Source organism: Candidatus Poribacteria bacterium (assembly GCA_021295715.1).
Classification (GTDB): Bacteria; Poribacteria; WGA-4E; order WGA-4E; family WGA-3G; genus WGA-3G.
Genome location: JAGWBV010000031.1, coordinates 20,322 through 39,880, shown reverse-complemented (window position 1 = coordinate 39,880; position 19,559 = coordinate 20,322). Strand labels below are relative to the sequence as shown.

Here is a 19,559-nt window from a genome sequence, read left to right as displayed (position 1 = left end):
TACCAACAATCTGCCACCAACTGAGATATTCTTTCATGAAATGGAAATACCACGCCAAGAAGCTGGTATGGTGTCCATCGTGAAAATCTGGATCCTTATCGCTGGCGGGTGTTCGGTGATGCTCCCAGTGTTTCTTCTGTAATTTACGATATGAAAACAAGGCATATAGCCTGACAGCGAGTGCTCCCATTACATTGTTGATACGCGGGTGCGTAGGACAAATTGAACCGTGCATCGCGTCGTGCGATGTGATGAACAGACCCGTGTACAGAAATGTCTGACAAAGCATGCCCAAAGGCAGCACCACAAGGTGAGCGCGACGAACATCAAGTGTAAGGAGAATTGAGAGGCTCAATCCCCATAAACCAATAATTCCTAACGCAATGAATAAGCCCTTATTTGTCGATTTCATAAGCCACTTAGATTAACCAATCCAAAATATAGGAGTTGCGCAAAATAGCAGTGAAAAGCGATTCGAGGCAATTGTTGACGAAGCACACCAACTTGAAAACCGATTATCGCGAAAATGAAACTTAATCCAAACCACATCAGATAGTTCCGTAAGGGGATATGGTCGTTCAACCATCTCCAATAATCCAATTTCACTGCCGCCGGTTCCATAAGTAGATCGAAGCAGACCATTAGCAAAGCCACCAGAAACGCTACTTTGAAATGGAACCCTTCTGCTAAGGATTTCGGGACAATTTTCTGAGCAACAGCGGTCGAAGCAACGAGCATCACAAACCACGCAGATCCAATGCTGATGGGGACACCACCAATCGATGGCTGTAAGGTTTCTCCATACAGGTATGAACCGAAAATCTGTCCCGTCCGAACACCAAGCCATTCAATCCCAAAACTCACAACAACGATGCCTATACTGACGATGGCAAATTTTGGTCGTTCATTCCGTGGGTATACCCCCCAGCATTCCCAAAACAGCCATACGCCTAAACCGAACATGATGGGTGAAGCGAGGACGCGCATGACTCCTTGGAATACACCGAGCACATGCCACAATCCACCTGCGCCTAACAGTAGATAAAGTGCCCCTATTTTATATTTTAATTTTACCTTGCGGAGTCGTCCAGTGAGCTTCTTATTTGAAGTTCTTTTCTCAAGAGTCGCCTGCGCCGTTGTTGCAGGCTTCGTTTTCGTCATCTAACTGAGTTTCCTGTTTAATTTTTTCACATCCGCCGATTGCTGACTGCTGACCGCGATTCTCAAGTCAATTTGTCGTCCCTTCCACTGCAGACGACCGCTTCTAACTTGACAGAATGAATTGATACCAATCAACAGGGTTAATAGAATCCCAAACGGATGTAAAATTATGCTTGTGAGGAACGGATGTCTGTATTTGAGTGACAGCACCATCCGCATAACGACATTCATAGTGATAGCAACGATTGCCAGTCCTCTAAGTGGTGCAAACCAGACAGCGATGTAGGGTAGCACACACATTGTAAACAGACCGAGAATTAGAATAAAAAACGGTATCATTTTGTAGCCGACCAGTCCAAAAAGGTTTTTGGAAAATCCGTCCCAGACCTCCTTGAACGAATGATACATCCTGCAAGAGACAACGCGCGTTCCCGCCGATGTCAGGATTTTGACTCCTCTTTTTTTCGCTAATCGGCTGAGTTCGACATCTTCAACAATCTGATTTGATACCGCTTGATGCCCACCAACCTGTTGATACGCCTCTCGGGTGAATGCGATCCAGAGACCGCTCGCAGCGGCGAGCGACGGAAAACGACTATAGTAGGTAAGCCATAACGGAAGCCCGGCGTAAACGAACATGTCTACCACTGGCACGACGAGTTTTTCTGCTAAGGTCCCTGTTACTTTTTCTGGAAACGCCGAGAAGAATCCAAGCTCCAACTTCTGCATGTAGGCAACAGTATTCGCAATCGCGTTTGGTGCCGGACGGTTATCCGCATCGGTGAAAATGAGTATCTCTCCATCCGCATGTTGACTCAATTGATGACATGCCCAGTTTTTTCCATTCCATCCTGCTGGCAACGGTTTACCGTGAATCGTCTGAATTTCAGGATACTGTTCACCAAATTTTTCAATAATCGCGCCTGTGCGATCCGTCGATTGGTCATTAAGAACGTAAACCCCCAAGTTACCATAGTTTTGAGACAGGAATCCTTCAATACAATCACCGATGTTGACTTCTTCATTGCGCGCCGGGATCAACACTGAAACGCGTGGATAGCTCTGGAGACCCAACGTTTTTTTCAGCATCGGTGCAGTCGCAGCATTAAACAGTGTGACTGTTAGAATAACTGTCAATAGAACCATCGAAATAAGCATCAGGATAAACAAAGCAATACCAACCTTTCAATCCAGCAGATTTTGTCCCTTTTCTTCATGAAGAATCCGGAAAGCGAGATCATCTAATAGTTCGGTTTCAGTCTGTTCGAGCCAATCCATCCCTTGAAATGTCCCTGCATCAAATAAATTGACAGCACCGAACAGGAAGAATACACTTGGACGCTTTTCTCCGAGAAACTCTGTGCGAATTGCCAACGGAAGCACAGCGATAGGTTTTCCGTATTTCCGTAAAATCCATTCAACACCGCGTTTGTATCCAAGAGGTCGCGTATGCCATGGGACGAGTTGCCCTTGCGGAAAAATGGAAACGAGCGGCATCTCTCGATCCAGTAATTCCACGGTGTATTCAAGGGATTTAATAATATTATGTCGATTCTCAGGTTCAATTGAATATGCACCTATTTTCGCGAAGAATTTGTATTTCGATAGCTGCTTTTCTAACATCATCAGATAGGTAGTCCGACGAAAGATCTTTTTGTTGAGCAGATAAACGAAGAACCCGTCCCACCATGTGCTGTGGTTTGGTAGGAGCAGCACTGGTAAATCGTCAGGTATTTTCGGTGTTGTCCCTAACACCTGAATCTCGTGGAAGTTCCGATTTAACAACCACGTCAGATATGGTTGAAAGATGATGTCCGCCCAAAGACGGTGCTGTGCCCGAATCATTTGTTGATTATTCCTGAATGGGCTGGAAATAACTTCTCCTGTGCCGATAGAAATTTCCCTCGCAGCCCCTCGTGTAACAGAATCCCGATTTTCTGGCTCGACGGCACAAAGACTCGACTTAAGAATGGGTCGTAGTTATGATCTTCAATCTTTCTTAAGATCCCGCGGTAAATTTTAGCAGCCGAATAGATCGCATACTGTGATTCCGTTTCGAGTAAAGAGATACCGGGCATAGCTTCAGTGTAATAGCGATCTGCGCGTTCAATTTGAAATTTCATCAGTTCTTTCAATTGAGGTGTCATTTTTTCTTCTAAGATGTCTTGCTTCGATACGCCGAATCTCACCAAATCCTTCTGTGGTAGATAGATGCGTCCCATGTCCTTATCTTCCTTGATGTCCCGCAGAATATTGGTGAGTTGCATGGCAATGCCGAGTTGCTTGGCATAACCAAAGGCACGTTCGTCCTTATAGCCGAGGACATAGGTCATCATCAGTCCAACGACAGCCGCGACCCGATAACAGAAAAGAGAGAGTTCATCGAATGTTTTATACCGCGTCTTCTGGATATCCATGGCAACCCCTTTAAGCAAATCGAGTGGATATTCAATAGGGATACTATACGCCTTGGCAACAAGAATGAAGGCACGAATAATTGGATGTTGAGACTCACCTGTATTGTAAGCAACCTGTAATTCTTCTGTCAAGAGTTGTATCTCTCTAACGATTTCTGTTTCAGTCCGTTGACGCGGCGTATCAATCAGATTGTCGCAGTGTCGACAGAAACCGTAGAGTGCGTAAGTCGCCCAACGTTGTTCTTTCGGCAGCATCTTTGCTGAGAAGTAAAAACTCTTTGAATAGTAGGCGGTTATGCTGCGAGCATACGCAAAGGCAACCCGATTCTCTTCTGCTTTCCACAATTTCTTCATGATGAATCCTCCTCAATCAAATCCTTGACGACAAGTTTTACCGTCGTTTCTGCTGTCAGCAGGACACCCGGGACACCTGCTCCGGGATGCGTACTCGCACCGACAAAGTAGAGTTTTTGTATATCTTCACTTCGGTTATGCGGTCGAAAATATGCTGTCTGTGTCAGCTTTGGTTCAACACCCCACGCGCTGCCGAGATGGTTGTTCCGTTCCCGTCTGAAATCTGAAGGCGTAAACGTTTCAAGCACTTCAATGGAACGCTTTAGGTCTGTCAGTCCAAAGTCATTTTCCAAGAACGTCAGCACTTTGTCCGTATATGCCGCCTTCGCCTTCTCCCAGTTGACACCGCTCTCCAAATTCGGCACAGGAATCAGGACGTACATGCTCTCACAGCCTTCCGGTGCCATTGATGGATCGGTTTGCGACGGGATATGGAGATACATTGAAAAATCGTTCGGAAGAATCTTATTGTCAAAAATGTCGGTTACCAATCCTTTGTATCTTTCGGACAGAATGAGTGTATGGTGCTTCAGTTGTGGATATTTTTTACGGACACCGAGATAGAGCAGGAAGGCACTCATTGAGTATTGGGTCTTTCTGAGTTTCTTGTCGGACCATTTCCTACGTTGTTTGGACTTAATGAGTTTTCCGTAGGTATGTACCAGATCGGCATTTGAAATAACACCATCTGCTTCGTAAAAATGTTCGTTGGCAATAACTCCCTTTGCGCACCGATTTTCAACAACGATCTGTTCAACCTCTGCATCGGTTTCGACGATACCACCGAGTTGTTTGAACACATCTTCTAAGGCACGAATCAGACTATACATACCGCCCCCGCAGAACCAGACACCTCCAGTCTTTTCAAGGTACGGGATCATCAAGTAAACGGCAGGTGCCCGGAACGGATTACCGCCGATGAACAACGGATGGAACGAGAAGATAAAACGGTGACGCGAATCTTCAAAATACCTCTTAACAAAGTCGTAGGCAGGCATCAGTGCCCGAAGCCGTAAAGCGCGTGGCAGAAAATTGAGCATCGTCGGCAAATCAAATGCGGTCGCGCCTAACCCATCTGTAATCACAGCATCGTAAAGTTGACGGGTATGCGCCATGAAACGGTCGTAGTTATCAGCATCCATTGTGCTGAACTGTGCCATCTGCCGTTTCATCTGTTCGCTGTCATCTGTGTAATCGAGAGATGTACCGTCATGGAAATAGATACGGTAAAATGGGTCAAGTTTCACCAAATCAAGGTAATCTTCCATCCGTGTGCCACTACACGCAAATACACGTTGAATCAAGTCAGGCGCGGTGATAATAGAGGGTCCCATGTCGAAGGTGTAGCCTTCCTTAACCAATTGATAAGCATGACCCCCAACTTTCGCATTCTTTTCCAGAAGTGTGACTCGCATGCCTTTGGCTTGCAGCCGAATTGCTGCTGCGAGACCTCCGAATCCTGAGCCGATGATGACAATTTTGCGCTTCATATTTTAATTATACCTTGCGGTTCGTTGAGGTAGGTTGGATCAATAACGTTCATTTCCGTAGATCCGCCTGCGCCGTTGTTGCAGGCTACGGCTTCGCTAACCTCACACAAAATGAAAGTTTATGCTACAAGACATTTTATTCTTTCCCAGAAACCTGCACGTAAGCGTAGCGGAGCGCAGCCCAGGAGTCCATAATTAAAAGTCCTTCGATGCATGATCTTCAGCCATTAACGTCGCCGCCATTTTTCCAGACGATATTACCAACGGAATTCCGCCCCCCGGATGCACTGAACCGCCTGCGAAGTAAAGTCCATCAAGAAGACGGCTTCGATTCGGTAGACGTCTGAACGCAGTGGTTTTGCTATTTGAGGATACACCGTAGATACTTCCTTGGTTGCTGGCGTAAAGCTGAGAGAAATCCTCTGGGGTGTAAATCTGTTCCACCTCAATCTGATCTTTGATGTCGAAACCGAGTTGCTTTAATCTATCCAGAACAACCTTCCGCATCCGCATTTTTTCCTTCTCCCACATCTGTCCAGGGACCAAATACGGCATGTTCAGCAACACAAACCAATTTTCGCCATCTGCTGGTGCATGTGCCGCATCCGATTTGCTGGTTATCGCAATGTAAATCGTCGGTTCATCTGGGACTTGCCGATCTCTGAAAATCTGTTTGAACTCGATGCTATAGTCGCTGGAAAAGATAATGTTGTGATGTGCTAACTCTGGATACTTTCCTCTAACACCCCACAAGAATACCATTCCAGACAATGATGGCTCCAACTGGTTCAGTTTTTCGCGCTGATGCTGAAGTCCATCAATCAATTCGTGGTATGCAACAACAGCGTCCGCGCCGCATAACACATAATCGGCGTTAATTCTCTCACCCTTAACTTGCACTCCACTCACTCGTTTACCATCGTGGCAGATTGTCTCGACTTTCGCTGATGTATGAATCTGAACACCTAATTCACACGCTACCGTCTTCAATGTGTCAACTAAGCGGTATATGCCGCCTTTGATGTAATACCCACCCAATCCGTATTCAATGTACGGAATTATGTTAAGGGTCGCGGGCGCTTGGAACGGGTCTGAGCCGTTGTAGGTCGCATAACGGTCGAAAAGTTGGACGAGGCGCGGATCAGAGAAAAAACGGGATACGCTCTGGTGAACTGTCCGAAATGGATCAATTTGATGAAGCCTGAACAGTGTCCGAAAATGACGATGACGCATGAGTTTCCCAAATTCATGGATCGGAGTAAACATGAAAATTTCGGCTGTTAGGTCGTGAATACGTTCTGCGTATTTCAAAAAACGTTCGTATGCCTTCACATCTCTTGGTGATAACTGCGCGATGGCGGTTTTCATTTTCGTCTCATCCGCACTCGCATCCATCACTGAACCGTCTGGGAAGAAGTATCGGCATATTGGGTCAATGGGCACGAAGTTGAGATAATTTGACCTATTGAATCCAGCGAAATCGAAGAGTTCGTCAATGACCGATGGCATTGTCAACAGTGAGGCACCCGTGTCGAATCGATAGTCACCCAAAACCACTTCGTTGACCTTACCACCGAGCTTCAGGTTCTTCTCGAATAACTGGACGGAGAATCCGAGTCGTGCGAGGCGGATCGCACCGCTGAGTGCACCAAGCCCGCCTCCAATGACTGCTACTGTTTTATTTTCCATATTTTTAATTATTCCTATCGGTTCGTTCAGGGCGGTTAAGTAAATAACGCGCCTCGACGTAAAACCGTCCTCCGTTACATTACGGGCTACGCGCTTTAATTTACCCAAGATAGCAGCCTGCAACATCGGCGCAGGGTTTTTGCTGGGGTGTTTCTTCAGATTTGAGAAACGCACGCAACAGTCCTAACGCCCGTTGTTTCTCCGCAAGGTAAAATTAAAAATTTTTTCGTAGAGCATCGCGTTAAAAAGCATCAACGTGAATCCATATCCGAAATCTTCAACGGGAATCGTCAAAATTCGGTAACCCATCTGATACGCCTCACCATATAAAACCACAGGTCGCGCTGTGAGATAACTGTTGAATATCAAAATCAAAACTGAAACAATTGCTAAGTAGATATAGGTTTTCGATTGCAGTAGCACGCCAGTTCCTAACCATGTATCCACTACTCCAACGATTCCAAAACAGCACAGCACCAGTCCAGTGTATTGCTTGCCTGTGCTGAAAGCCCATACGCCGATCGGTAGGGCAGCGTATAAAACTGTTCTGATATACCGAAGGGATCTCAATGGCGTTGATAGTTTTGCATCCGACAATGTTTCCCATACTAACAAGCATCCAAACGGAACTGTAATGAAAAAGAGCCACTCTCCAATCGGCAGCCCTAACAACCGGAAGTCAAGCGTATACGCTTTATTGAAATGCCAATGCGATCCTGTGACCAGCACATCCCATACGATATATGGAATCATGACGATTCCATTTGTGATCAATTTCAGTCGCCACTGTGATAAATGCTTAATCTGGCGATTGAATTGCGATACTACTGGTCCAACAGCGACAATGAGATTAAACAGAAGATACTCGAATTTCATTTTTTAAGAGTTAAAAGTTGGAAGATTAGGGGACATCTATCCTTCGATTCTTCCTCCCTTCCATCTTTCCAACCAAGTCACATCATCGATAATCGACACTCCCTCTTACTGATAACCGATGACCGATAACTGACGACCAATATCTTGGAGGTATGTTTTCTCATCATTCGTCAGTTTCGCACGTTCAAGTAGGAACGCAACGACATTTGCGATTAACTCTGGGTCATAGGTATCCATCTGCTGTGGCATCAATTTGATGATTACCTTGAAATCTCGCTGAGCGTCATCACCGCGTCTGAAAAAGAATGGAAGATAGTAACAGGTTGTCCCATGAATGAACAATGCTTCAATATCGTTTGGGCTTTTCTGCAAGCCTTTATCCATGATTGCTAAACCGCGCCGCGCCCACTTAAGCTTGGCGTGGGGAAGAAACGCATGTTTCCCTCTGAGCGCAATAAGCGAACCAATATAGACCTCTGTGCGCCCAGTGTAATTCGATTCTGCTTGTCCAATTTGTTTAAACAATGCAATCGTCGGTTCAATCCGTTTCTCGTCTTCAATTGCGGCATAGAATTGCTTTCGTGCGACTTCCAGCATTTCGTCTACCGGTTTCTTGGACGGAGCACCGTCAATTCGCAACGAGAAAATCAATGCTAATATCAAACCTATATGAACACAGTGGCTAAGTTTCATCGCAATAACTGATTTTTTGGGAGTGTTCAACAACGCGATCTAACGCCAGTTTGAACCAGTATGTGTAATTTTTGGGGTTCTCCCGAACATCCTGCTTCAACGCGCTGATTTTCATCCACTTCCAATCATCAACTTCGTCCGGATTCGGAATCGGTTGACCGCTATAATGCCCAACAAAGACACGGTCAAGTTCGTGCTCAAACAAGCTATTGTCGAGTTGGATGTGGTAAATAAAGCTGAAAATCTCCTTGAGTTCACAATCGAAACCCATTTCCTCATGGAGTCGACGCCGCGCCGCGTGCTGATGATTTTCACCTGGGCGTGGGTGACTACAGCAGGTGTTCGTCCACAATCCACCGGAGTGATACTTTGTATGTGCGCGTCTCTGAAGCAGCAATTCGCCTACGGCGTTAAAGACAAAAACCGAAAAAGCACTGTGTAATTTACCATCACGATGTGCTTGTATTTTTTCCTGAGTGCCGATTTCTCTTCCCATCGGGTCGACGAGTGTTACATGTTCTTGCATCATTTATGTCTTGTTTCCTTTCATCGGTTGTGCTTCATAAACCAATCTGTTCTCTAATCGCGATTGGTATGATTTTCCAGATTAAATTGGAGCATGAATCACTATATACAGTATTATTACATATTGTCTATATTTTGTCAATAAATAATTTATACAATTTTCCTGTGACTATATTTTGTATAGAAATATGTCGTTCGGTAGCGTCAGAATTGCCCAATTAGTATTCGATAATAATAGAGGATTCATAAGGAATTCGAGGTTTCCAGTGTTTAATTCTGATATTCTGACAGATATAATTTTTTGATGAAATTCTTGACAAATAATATACAGAATGTTATATTAAATTGTAGGTTTGGATGTAAAAACGTGAGCATTTACGATTTAGTTTACAATTATTGAGTGAAAAGGGAAAGATTCATGACGGATGAACACAAATATGGTATCAAAACCGTTGCCATCCAGACGGGGTTAACACAATTTACCATTCGTGCATGGGAAAAGCGATACGATGTGGTCACACCACTGAGAACCGAAACGAATCGTCGTCTCTATTCCGATGCGGATATATCGCGACTCACGTTGCTGCGTCTGGCGACTGAGGGAGGGCATAGCATTGGACACATAGCCAACCTACCGATTGAGAAACTTCTGGAACTCGTTGGAACGGAGGGAATGGTTGTGCAGTCCCCTGCAATAGCGAAAGAGGATGTCTCGCAAGAAACATCCCTTCGTTTTTACATCGCTTCGTGCATCACAGCGGTTAAGCAGTTTGAGGCGCGAACACTCGAGTCGACCCTTTTCGCTGCATCAGTCGCTTTTAGCCAACCTGTTTTCCTCGAAAAGTTGGTTGTACCGTTAATGCAGGAAATTGGTGAACAGTGGAGAGAAGGAACTCTGCGGATTGCACACGAACATCTTGTCTCGGCGGTTGTTCGGACACTGTTAGGCAATATCCACCAAGGGTTTGATATATCTGCTCCAATGCCAAACTTAGTGATTGCGACACCTCGGGGTCAGCTTCACGAAATCGGGGCATTAATTGCGGGAACAACTGCGGCTTCAGAAGGATGGCACGTCACTTACCTCGGACCCAATCTGCCAGCGGAAGAAATTGTGGGGTGTGTCGTACAAAATGCCGCAAAGGCTGTTGGATTGAGTATCATTTATCCTACAGATGATCCGCATATAGCAAGTGAATTGGCAAAAATTCGGCGCGGACTCCAAGAGCATGTTTCTTTGTTTGTTGGAGGTGCTGGAGCAGTCGCTTATGACCGTGTCATTAGTGCTATTGGAGCCGTGAGAGTCAACGATATGCAGACTTTTCGTATGGAGTTGAAAGCCCTGCGTGCTCAAACAGAATTATAGAGAAAGTTCGATCCGCCGATTTTTTAGACCCATTTCGGTTACTGCGGTATAATTCGCCGGACCTGTGCGTTTTGCCCACCAACAACAATACTGCCATCCATTGGGTGAACAGCAAGCGAGTAAGTCCAACCGTTTAGCGCGTGAATCTCACCCGTAACTTCCACTGAATCTGGATCAACGAGGCGGATAGTACCATCGGTGCACGCAGCGACAACCCTTGAATGGAAGTAAAGATAAGACCTACTAAATTTAGGTGCTGTTCACGCTTCATCCATTCCCCCTTTAACTGATTATTCCCCTCGGATTGCTTGTCGCAAGGCTCTCAGCTGTTCGAGTGTCGCGGGCGAGATCTTTCCATCCTGAGTGATTCCCACATTCATTGTAATTACGAGCTTCTGGGCAATACACGTCTGCATGTAATCAATAAGCTGCTGATTGGTGAACAGAGGTGGATCAATATCGGTGTCCGGATATCCGTGTTGCCATGGATCGTCAAGAAAAATCATACCGTGCGGTTGTAACCCGCTTGCAGCACCACCTTCGGCAAAGAAACCTGCTGGCGGATTCACGAAAGCACCGCCAAACTCACCCCCATAGTATTCCTGGAACTCAGTCGTTTTCGGAAGGATCCAGCTGTTCCAAGAAACAATTCGGTCTGGATTCCCAACTTTGGTCGCCTTATACAGTTCCTCAAACGGTTGAATCGGATACCGATCATCGAACCAGTATCCTGCAATCTTTTTGCCGTATCGGTGTCCGATCTCGGTAAGAATGTCGCATTCGATTTTGAAGAATCTCGACCTGTCCGGATTTAGAAATCCAGCGGCTTCCTCCCACTCGGGATCTCCAACGCCGTGATGGAAATAGATGATGAGTGGAATGCCACGTTCTTGCAACTTGTCAGCCATTTCTCCAATCAGATCGCGTTTGCAGATGCGTTCCGGCATAACCGCCTCGATCGATTCGTGTACAGCCGTGAAAATGACATAGCCAGCCCCGGTCTCACGCACCATATCAGCGAAAGCATCGAGGTCAAACGCGTCCACTGCCTCTGGATAAGGTTTTTGCGGTCCACGCAAAGGTTGTGTCGTTACCGACCAGTGGAACATCACGCCGTACTTCGCCGCAACGAACCAATCGGTACTCGCACGCATCTTTTGCGCCCTCTCCCTTGCGGCAATCATTACCTTTGCCGCGGCAGGTGAAATCAGTTCAAGCGAATGGATTTTCACGTTTGCCTTGGATTGTGCCTCTCCGATAAGACGGAGCGTAATTGTGCTTTCACCTTCCGGGAGATGCAATGTTCCCGGAAGCGGTCTCCTTTCAAAGTTCTGCGAGTCTCCTGCCCATCCGCTTGTTTGGTGGACTGTGCCAGTGATTCTGTTTTGTCCTGCAACAATCTCGAACGCTGAGCCTATTGCATCGGTATCCGCCGTATAGGTCACTGCAAGTTCGCAATCAGAAGACACCGGGAGTTTCACCTTCCATAAAATCGAACCTGATTCTTCGTTCCAACCTTCAATCCAATCTTGTGCTTGTAGGTGCACAAGACCGTCATCAACCTTCGCATTCTCTCCCAAAAGATAGATAACTGTTGACGGATCCGCCTCAACCCATCGCGGCTTCTTAAGGGTAGCCGGATCTCCCTCAATATCAAGGACGACGATGTCATCAACACCGCTTTGATATTCCCTTGGGACGACAACTATAAGTCCCCACGGATGCTGTCGCACGATTCCCCACGAAGTGCCATCTGCTTGGGGGTTTCCCAGAATCCACGCATTCTTCACCACCCGATCAATAATAGCTGGGAGGGTAATATTGTTTTTGCCATTCCAAGAAAGCACATGAACGTAGATTCTGCCATCCTTATAGGTCGTTACATATTGATCAGTAGGTTCAAATGGACCGCCGCGAGTACCGATGATCGATTCTCCGTTATCGTCAATCCATCTCTTAATCGCTTCATCTGCTTCAATAGATTCCGATTTTTCCTGACGACTCAACAGCGGATTAACATTAATCTCGGAACGGCTGCCCGCTGCACGCACCATGTTCACGATCAATGCCTTGTCGTTTATCTCGGTGGGACCTTCGTTAGACATAATTTCCTCCTGTGCGGTGGCAACGGAGACTACGCAGCTGAGAGCGAGTAAAATCGCAAAAAAGGAACTTGACATGAAACTTACCTCCTAATTTTTTAAAATTTCCCAAAAACGCGCACAAAAATTTCCATGTAGTTCTGATCGTTAACATCCCCGATTGCGCGTTGATCTATGTAACGGGCACCGATATGCAGAAACATCCGCTTCTCATAAGCGACAAAACTCTTTTCCATTTCAGCCAGCAATGCCTGACGGACAAAATCGTTGTCGTTCTTGCGCATATCATTGAAGAGGAGAATTTGCCCACCACCGGTGAGTTTGATGGTTTTCGTGAACTGGTAGACGACCTTGAGGATAAGTGCCGAAGCCATATCCCGCACATTCGCCCGATCAATCTGGCGCAATCGGAGCCGGCGGAAGACATCTCTACCGTCGATTTCCGCGTTTAGGGAGAGGTATTCAAGCCGGTCATCCGCCATTCGGAAGCCGTTACGGATAGTGGACTTAAACATCGGACTGATTTCCAGTGATTTAGAGGGACGCAGACGGTACAGCGTTTTGAAGATGCCGACTTCATAATGTTGATTGTCTTTCTCAAAATCGTAGTCGTATTGTATTTTGGCGCGAGCCGTCGTGACCATCCGGTCGATTCCCAAGTATTCATAGGTAATTTTAGCAGTATTAATCAGGTCGTTCTGCATCAGCAGCGGGTCCTTACGCCGTTTTTCGACTTCGGTACCGCCATCAATACCGAAAAATTGCACCGCCCCATCTCTCTCCATTTTTCTGACTTCTGGCTGCGCCCGATACAGCTGCTCCTCCGTTCTGCTTAAGAATCCAGCAAAATACCACGTCTCGTCAGGAATCCGATCTTTTACCAACTTGAGTTCGTTCTCAAAAACGAGGGAAGAAGCCTTTGCGAGTTCTTTCCGGTAAACGAGATTCGCGAACGCTTTCGTTGAGGAGGGTGTATTTCTGAGTTTGAGATTCTCTTCAATTTGTAACCCCAGATCTAAGTCAACGACACTCACCTGACGACTTATCTTACGGTTCATGAAAAGCCGTATGCCTTGCAGCCCAACATCGAACTCGTAATTCGGATCCTGATCGTTTTCCTCCTCGTCTCGGATACCGTTGTTATTCAAATCGCTTTCGTCCAGAAAATCCTCATCGACGTCGAAAAGCAGAATGTCATCCTCGTAGTCGAAGATACCGTTGTTATTTTTATCAAGGTCTCCAGGAATAATCAGAGAGGGAGGATCAAGCGGTGTGTTATCAGAGTAGCGGTCCTGATCATCGTTATCACCGACGGAGCGAGAGGCATCGAACCTCGGACCGACACGATACGCTTCCGCCTGAAAGATCGTATCACCAGCAGTTTGGAAGGCTTTGAGGACTGTTGTCGTCGCATCGAAACGGGAACCCAAGTTCTTTTGTAGCGCGCTCTTCGGCGTAACAGCCATCTCTGCTTTTATACCGTAGTTGGTGAAATTGGTTTCCAGATCCACCGCCCATACGGGTACCTTGCGGAAGTACCAAGAAAGTCCTAACTGCGACTTACCGAACTTTGTGACCTCGCGCAAGCCGATCCCGGAGCCTTCCATACTTCCCTCTTGCCCGTTCAGTCGGTTAAGCAAACCCGGGACCATTAGGATTGTCCAATCCGTCCGGTTAGAGCGGACCTCCCAACGGACACCACTCAGATCTATCTGATCGAAGGTGAATTTCGTGAAGGTCGTCGGTACCTCTCCGAGACTCAGGATATTTTTCACACTGCCTGCGGTCTCCTCAATCACCATGACGCTGTGGAAGCCACGCCGAAAGAGGCGGTCGAAATCGAACTCGTCTTGCCTGACTCGTTCCTCTTCTGTCTCCGCGAGGAAATTTCGTCTGTTCGTGAAATCGTATTCGACACGTCCAGATAAGAACAATTTGCCAAATAGACTGTAAACATCCTCCGCCTCAGCACGAAATGCCAGAACGCAGCAGAGCAAGACCTTTAACAGCAAGAACAGACTTTTACAAGGATAACGGGCACGGATCCGGGGCTTTCGGTTCCCTGTGTTTATTTCCATATCTTATGAGTCATCAGCCATCAGTTATCAGTCATCAGTAAGACGAGTCGGATTAACCAAGAACCTCTTGTAACTGGCAACTGACAACTGGTAACCATTCCTTATCTCAAAATATCCTCGGGTCCATACGACTCTGTGAAGGTTGTCCAGATGCCCGTGTGCTTATCGAAACGACTCAACCCACGATAGGTACCAAACCAGACATAGGGGCTATCCACTGCCATCGAGAGAATACCATTATGCGCCAAACCGTCCTCTCGCGTGTAAGTCGTCCAAGTATTCGTCAACTGATCAAACCGACTAACACCGGCATTGTATGTGCCGATCCATAGCTCTGTGCCATCAATACCGATAGTGGTAACTTTGTTGCTGGCGAGTCCATCTTCCGTCGTATAGGCGGCCCAAACTTCTGTTTTTTCATTATAGAGCGTCACACCGCGGTCACTGCCAAACCAAACATTGTCGCCATCAATAGCGATACAACTCACTTCATCGCTGGCGAGTCCATCTTCTACTGTAATCGTCTTCCAGATATCCCGACTGATGTCGTATTGGCTGACCCCGCGGCGTGTCCCGACCCAGACGTATTTCTTACTCGCCGTGATACACCAAATTTGATCCGTAACCAACGATTCGGCAAACTCTTTGGACACAGCAGACGGTTGAATTTCAGTGCCCGATGTATAGGTAATCCATGCGTTGAGGTCATCCGCTGTGCGGGGGTACTTCCCAATCCCTGAATTCGTCCCAACCCAGATACTATCGCCATCGCTGCTGACAGAAGTCACATTATTGGCAGGCAACCCATGCTCAGTTTTGTACTGATCCCACCGCAGTGCGATTTTATCAAAGCGGTTCGCACCATCCCGCGTCCCGACCCAGACGTACTGCTCATCAACCACAATAGAACTCACAACGTCATCGGAGAGACAGTCTCTCTTTTTCCGTCGATGCTCGTGCCAATGACCATCGTGGGTCTCTATATTTTCGGAGCCACCCTCCTGCTGATAATTCTTCCAAGTTCCTAAAGCCTTGTCATAGCGGGACATACCTTTATCAGTACCGACCCAGACGAAACGCTCATCTGTAGCCACTGTCCGAATAGTGCGTCCAACAAGGGTTGGGAGTGCTGTCAAAGGGGTCCAGGATTCCTTCCGTTTATCATAACGGGAAAGCCCTCGCAAGGTTCCTACCCATACATAATCCTCATCAACGGCGAGCCCATACTCACCCACATGGTTATGGAGCAGCCCTTTGATATCTCTAAACGCTGCCCAGGTGCCAGAGGCGAAATGAAATCGTCGAAGCCCATTATTCGGTGCGGCTAACCAGAGATAATCCTCGTCGGCGGCCAGTTCGAGCGTTCCGCGTCCCGATCGGATTGTGGTCCACTCCTTGTTCCGTCTGTCATATCGGGTAACACCTACATCTTCCCACGGTCTGTAGAGTATCCAAACATCGTTCTCTGTTGCGATAATGCGCCTAATAGTTCTTGCAGCCAGCACGTCATTCGTTGAAAACGTCGTCCACTTTTTTGTCTTTTTATCGTATCGTGATAATGGACGGTTGCTGCCTCTGTCCCATTCCGAACGCGCAACCCAGACGAAATCGTCATCTACAGTAATCCATTCCCCGCCTCTACCTGCCAGTCCATCTCTGGGACCAAAATCCTTCCATTCACGGGTAATCTCATTGTAACGAGTCAGGCCACGTCCAGATGCAAACCAGACATTCGGCCCATCAACCCCAAGTGCCTTTATACGCTCGATCTCGCGGTTATCTTCTTCTTCAACCACTTTCCATGTCCCAGCCGCTTTACTATAATGGTTTAATTCCAAACCTATCATCGGAATGACCCAGACACTCTGCTCACTCACAGCAATTTTATTCACATCGTTTGTAGAGAGTCCATCCTCTGTTGTAAAATGCTGCCACGTATCCGTCATTTTATCGTAACGGAGAACACCGTAGTCCGTCGTGAACCAGACAGCATCAGTATCCACATGGGTCCAACGTATTAATGTCATGGACCTTTTCTGAGTGGACTGCAGAATATCTAAGCGCGTGAAACGCCGCCACGTTTCTGTTGAGCGATGGAACCGCACAAGCGCACCGTTCGGCGAATCCCCCCAACTATTGAACCAGATGTAATCCCCATCAAATTTTATATTTGAAACCATTGTTTCAAAGAACGGTTCCCGCACCGGACGGGATTGATGTAGCACCTCTCTCCCACTTTGTGAGTCATATTCAACGAGCCCCGTATCTGTCGCCAACCAAAGTGTTCCATCTGCCTCACACAGGATGTCGCGAATGTTATATGGCACATTTGAGAGAGAATTCCATGATTTGGAAGCAATCGTGTAACTTCCAAGCCCTTGAGGGGTGCCGATCCAGAGAATACCATCTCGAAAAGCGAGTGCGGTGACATTGGGCGACGATAATTGGTTATTAAAGGACAGCGGGACCCAACGCTGACGGGCCTCGTCATATCTTGCCAGACCTTGACGCGTCCCTGCCCAAAGCGTTTGTTCTTCATTTTCACCTATGGAAAGCAGCGCATTAACGTATGGATTCGGAAGACCATCGGCAACACGGTGCATCTGCTTATCGGGGATTGAATACTGCCAAACACCTTCTGCCCCACCAAACCAGACCCTTTCATCACGAGCAAGAACGGAGGATATGAGCGGATTTTTAGGTGGGTCTGGTAGGACAAGTTGCATCCATTCTTGGGAAGTCGTATCATACATCGCAGGACCAGAACTCGTACCGAGCCAGATGTAGTGGTTCGGTGACGCAGTATCCATATCAACAGACGTTACAAAAGCTTCGCCAGGAATGGCTCTCGGCTCTCGGCTCTCGGCTCTCGGTGAAGAGGTTTCTGATGCCCCCATACGTTCTTGCTGACTGCTGACGGCTGACTGCCGATTGCTATTTTGTGGGGTATGAAATGTCCAATCACCGCCCAGATACGTTCGTGTACCAAGTCCTCGATCACTCCCAATCCAAATGTCTGTTGGCTTTCGGCTTTCGGAAGAATCGCTATCGGAAGCCATCGACTGTCCAGAACCATCGGTTTCTGATGAAGTAGAATTTTCTTGCTGACTACTGACGGCTGACTGCTGATCGCTAATAAGTATTGACGTGATGTAGCGGGTCGGCAGCCCATCTTTCCTGGAGATGATTTCCCAACTGTTCGTTTGAGGAGAGTAGATCGAAATTCCCGCAACCGTTGCCGTCCAAATGTTCCCGTCAGGATCACGTGTTAGATGACGGACATCGTTATCGGCGAGGAAATCGGATTGCTTGTAAATCGTCCATTCACCGCTCACTTTATCAAATCGACTCACACCATCTTCTTTGCTACCAAACCAAACATCGTTGCCTTGGGTCGTAATCCAACTCACATGATCACTGGAAAGTCCATCTGCCTTAGTGTAATGCACCCATGTATTGACGGGCTTAATGAACCGATGGACACCCGCATTAGCAGTCCCAAACCAAACTTGGAATCCATCTGCGCGAATGGATGTGATCATATTGCTTTTCAGCAGATCCGTTTTCGTATATGTTTTGATGAATGTCTGGTCAATTTGGTTGTACTGACTGACCCCCTCATCTTCGGTACCAAACCAAACGCTGTCATCGTCCACGGCGATCGTAGCGATTTCGCTGTCTATTAAGCCATCTGACTTCGTATAGTTATTCCAAGAATCGGTATCTCGATGGTAGCGACTCACGCCACCTCTGCTGAACCTCGGATCCTCGTCCCATCCATGCGGATCCGGGTTTATCTCTCTATCGGTGCCGACCCAGACATACTCTGGCTCGACCGCGATTGTTGTAATTACTTTGCTGACTAAGCCGTCTTTCCGGGTACGCACCGCCCAACTGTCAATCGTTTTGTCGTAACGGTTCAACCCTTCGGATGTTCCAAACCAGACGTAGTTCCCATCCACCGCAATTGAGGAGACTTGGTCACTCGCTAAACCATCAATGGTTCGGAAGGTCGCAAAGGTGTTTGTTTGCATATCGTAGCGGCTTACACCTTCATCCGTGGCGAACCAGACCCATTGCCCATCAACAGCAACAGCGTTCACCATATCGTTCGACAACCCATCTTCCATCGTATAGTGACGCCACTGATCCTGCTGACGGTCCCAGCGAGAAACCCCGCGCGCTGTCGCTATCCATACATTGTCTGCATCTGTGGCGATGCAATTGACCTCGTTACTGACAAGTGTCCGTTCCACGGGCCATGTCTTTGCAGACACCGCATCTGTTTTGGAACCATCATAAGGAAGACCAGATTGCGGATCACTGGTTATCAGGGGTCCACATCCGACAATCATAAAGAACGACAGCAGCAACGAGGCATATGCTATCGAAGTAGTGCACAACGGTTGACATTTGTGTCCGGTAATCCAAGGCTTACTTCTATCTGCTTGCTTCATCATTTCCACCGTCTCCCTTTCACTGAAGCGTGAATTTCACAATTTCGGGGATGTTTTCGACAGGTTGTTTTTATGGTAGAGTTTAGTATTAATTAGATACTCTAAAGAGGCGAGGTGTTTTTGATAGGGGTGTTTTGCTGAGGCATTTCTGCGGATTTCCCCAAAAACCTCGCCAGCGGACATGGAAATTGAGATGTCTATTTCTTTATTGATTATACCATATTATGCCATTAAAGCACTGCATAAGCAAGAAAAGCGCGATTACGGTCGCGCACATTCATTTTCAAAATCATGATTCGGAGATCGGTTTACGCTCGTCACTGATCTCTCATAAAACACTACATAGGTATC

Annotated in this window: 14 protein-coding genes; 1 reads left to right on the top strand and 13 read right to left on the bottom strand. The window is 47.0% G+C overall.

Features of this window, described 5'->3' with window-relative positions:
• The 10 genes from J4G07_09870 to idi form a co-directional block, all read right to left on the bottom strand.
• Positions 1–412, bottom strand: a 412-nt coding sequence (locus tag J4G07_09870) for a fatty acid desaturase (protein MCE2414301.1), incomplete at its 3' end; no start/stop codon positions are given.
• Positions 409–1,161, bottom strand: a complete 753-nt coding sequence (locus tag J4G07_09865) for a carotenoid biosynthesis protein (GenBank protein MCE2414300.1) — start codon at positions 1,159–1,161, stop codon at positions 409–411. The genes J4G07_09865 and J4G07_09870, both read right to left, overlap by 4 nt.
• Positions 1,162–2,307 (bottom strand): glycosyltransferase, encoded by a 1,146-nt coding sequence (locus J4G07_09860; protein MCE2414299.1) that lies wholly within the window; start codon positions 2,305–2,307, stop codon positions 1,162–1,164.
• A 39-nt stretch (positions 2,308–2,346) separates the two neighbouring features.
• Entirely contained in the window at positions 2,347–3,006 is a 660-nt protein-coding gene (locus J4G07_09855; protein MCE2414298.1) for a lysophospholipid acyltransferase family protein, read from the bottom strand.
• On the bottom strand, positions 3,003–3,932 hold the full coding sequence (locus J4G07_09850; protein ID MCE2414297.1) for a phytoene/squalene synthase family protein: 930 nt from the start codon (positions 3,930–3,932) through the stop codon (positions 3,003–3,005). The genes J4G07_09855 and J4G07_09850 overlap by 4 nt, the downstream gene beginning before the upstream one ends.
• Positions 3,929–5,422 carry a phytoene desaturase gene (gene crtI, locus J4G07_09845; GenBank protein MCE2414296.1) on the bottom strand — a complete coding sequence of 498 codons (1,494 nt, stop codon included), beginning with the start codon at positions 5,420–5,422 and terminating at the stop codon, positions 3,929–3,931. The genes J4G07_09850 and crtI (J4G07_09845) overlap by 4 nt, the downstream gene beginning before the upstream one ends.
• Before the next feature lie 195 nt (positions 5,423–5,617).
• Positions 5,618–7,111: a phytoene desaturase gene (gene crtI, locus J4G07_09840; protein ID MCE2414295.1), complete on the bottom strand. Its 1,494-nt coding sequence runs from the start codon at positions 7,109–7,111 to the stop codon at positions 5,618–5,620.
• A 183-nt stretch (positions 7,112–7,294) separates the two neighbouring features.
• Positions 7,295–7,840: a lycopene cyclase domain-containing protein gene (locus J4G07_09835; protein ID MCE2414294.1), complete on the bottom strand. Its 546-nt coding sequence runs from the start codon at positions 7,838–7,840 to the stop codon at positions 7,295–7,297.
• A 252-nt stretch (positions 7,841–8,092) separates the two neighbouring features.
• Complete coding sequence (locus J4G07_09830) at positions 8,093–8,680, bottom strand: hypothetical protein (GenBank protein MCE2414293.1); 588 nt, start codon at positions 8,678–8,680, stop codon at positions 8,093–8,095.
• Complete coding sequence (idi, locus tag J4G07_09825; protein ID MCE2414292.1) at positions 8,670–9,206, bottom strand: isopentenyl-diphosphate Delta-isomerase; 537 nt, start codon at positions 9,204–9,206, stop codon at positions 8,670–8,672. Before idi ends, J4G07_09830 begins: the two co-directional genes overlap by 11 nt.
• A 417-nt stretch (positions 9,207–9,623) precedes the next feature.
• Here idi and J4G07_09820 point away from each other — a divergent pair, with 417 nt between their 5' ends.
• Positions 9,624–10,571 carry a MerR family transcriptional regulator gene (locus J4G07_09820; protein MCE2414291.1) on the top strand — a complete coding sequence of 316 codons (948 nt, stop codon included), beginning with the start codon at positions 9,624–9,626 and terminating at the stop codon, positions 10,569–10,571.
• Positions 10,572–10,861: 290 nt separating this feature from the next.
• On the opposite strand, the gene J4G07_09815 is transcribed toward J4G07_09820, so the two are convergent.
• The 3 genes from J4G07_09815 to J4G07_09805 form a co-directional block, all read right to left on the bottom strand.
• Positions 10,862–12,751: a hypothetical protein gene (locus tag J4G07_09815; GenBank protein MCE2414290.1), complete on the bottom strand. Its 1,890-nt coding sequence runs from the start codon at positions 12,749–12,751 to the stop codon at positions 10,862–10,864.
• Positions 12,752–12,771: 20 nt separating this feature from the next.
• Positions 12,772–14,751 carry a hypothetical protein gene (locus J4G07_09810; GenBank protein MCE2414289.1) on the bottom strand — a complete coding sequence of 660 codons (1,980 nt, stop codon included), beginning with the start codon at positions 14,749–14,751 and terminating at the stop codon, positions 12,772–12,774.
• A gap of 101 nt (positions 14,752–14,852) precedes the next feature.
• Positions 14,853–19,211 (bottom strand): hypothetical protein, encoded by a 4,359-nt coding sequence (locus J4G07_09805; protein ID MCE2414288.1) that lies wholly within the window; start codon positions 19,209–19,211, stop codon positions 14,853–14,855.
• Positions 19,212–19,559: the final 348 nt, after the last annotated feature.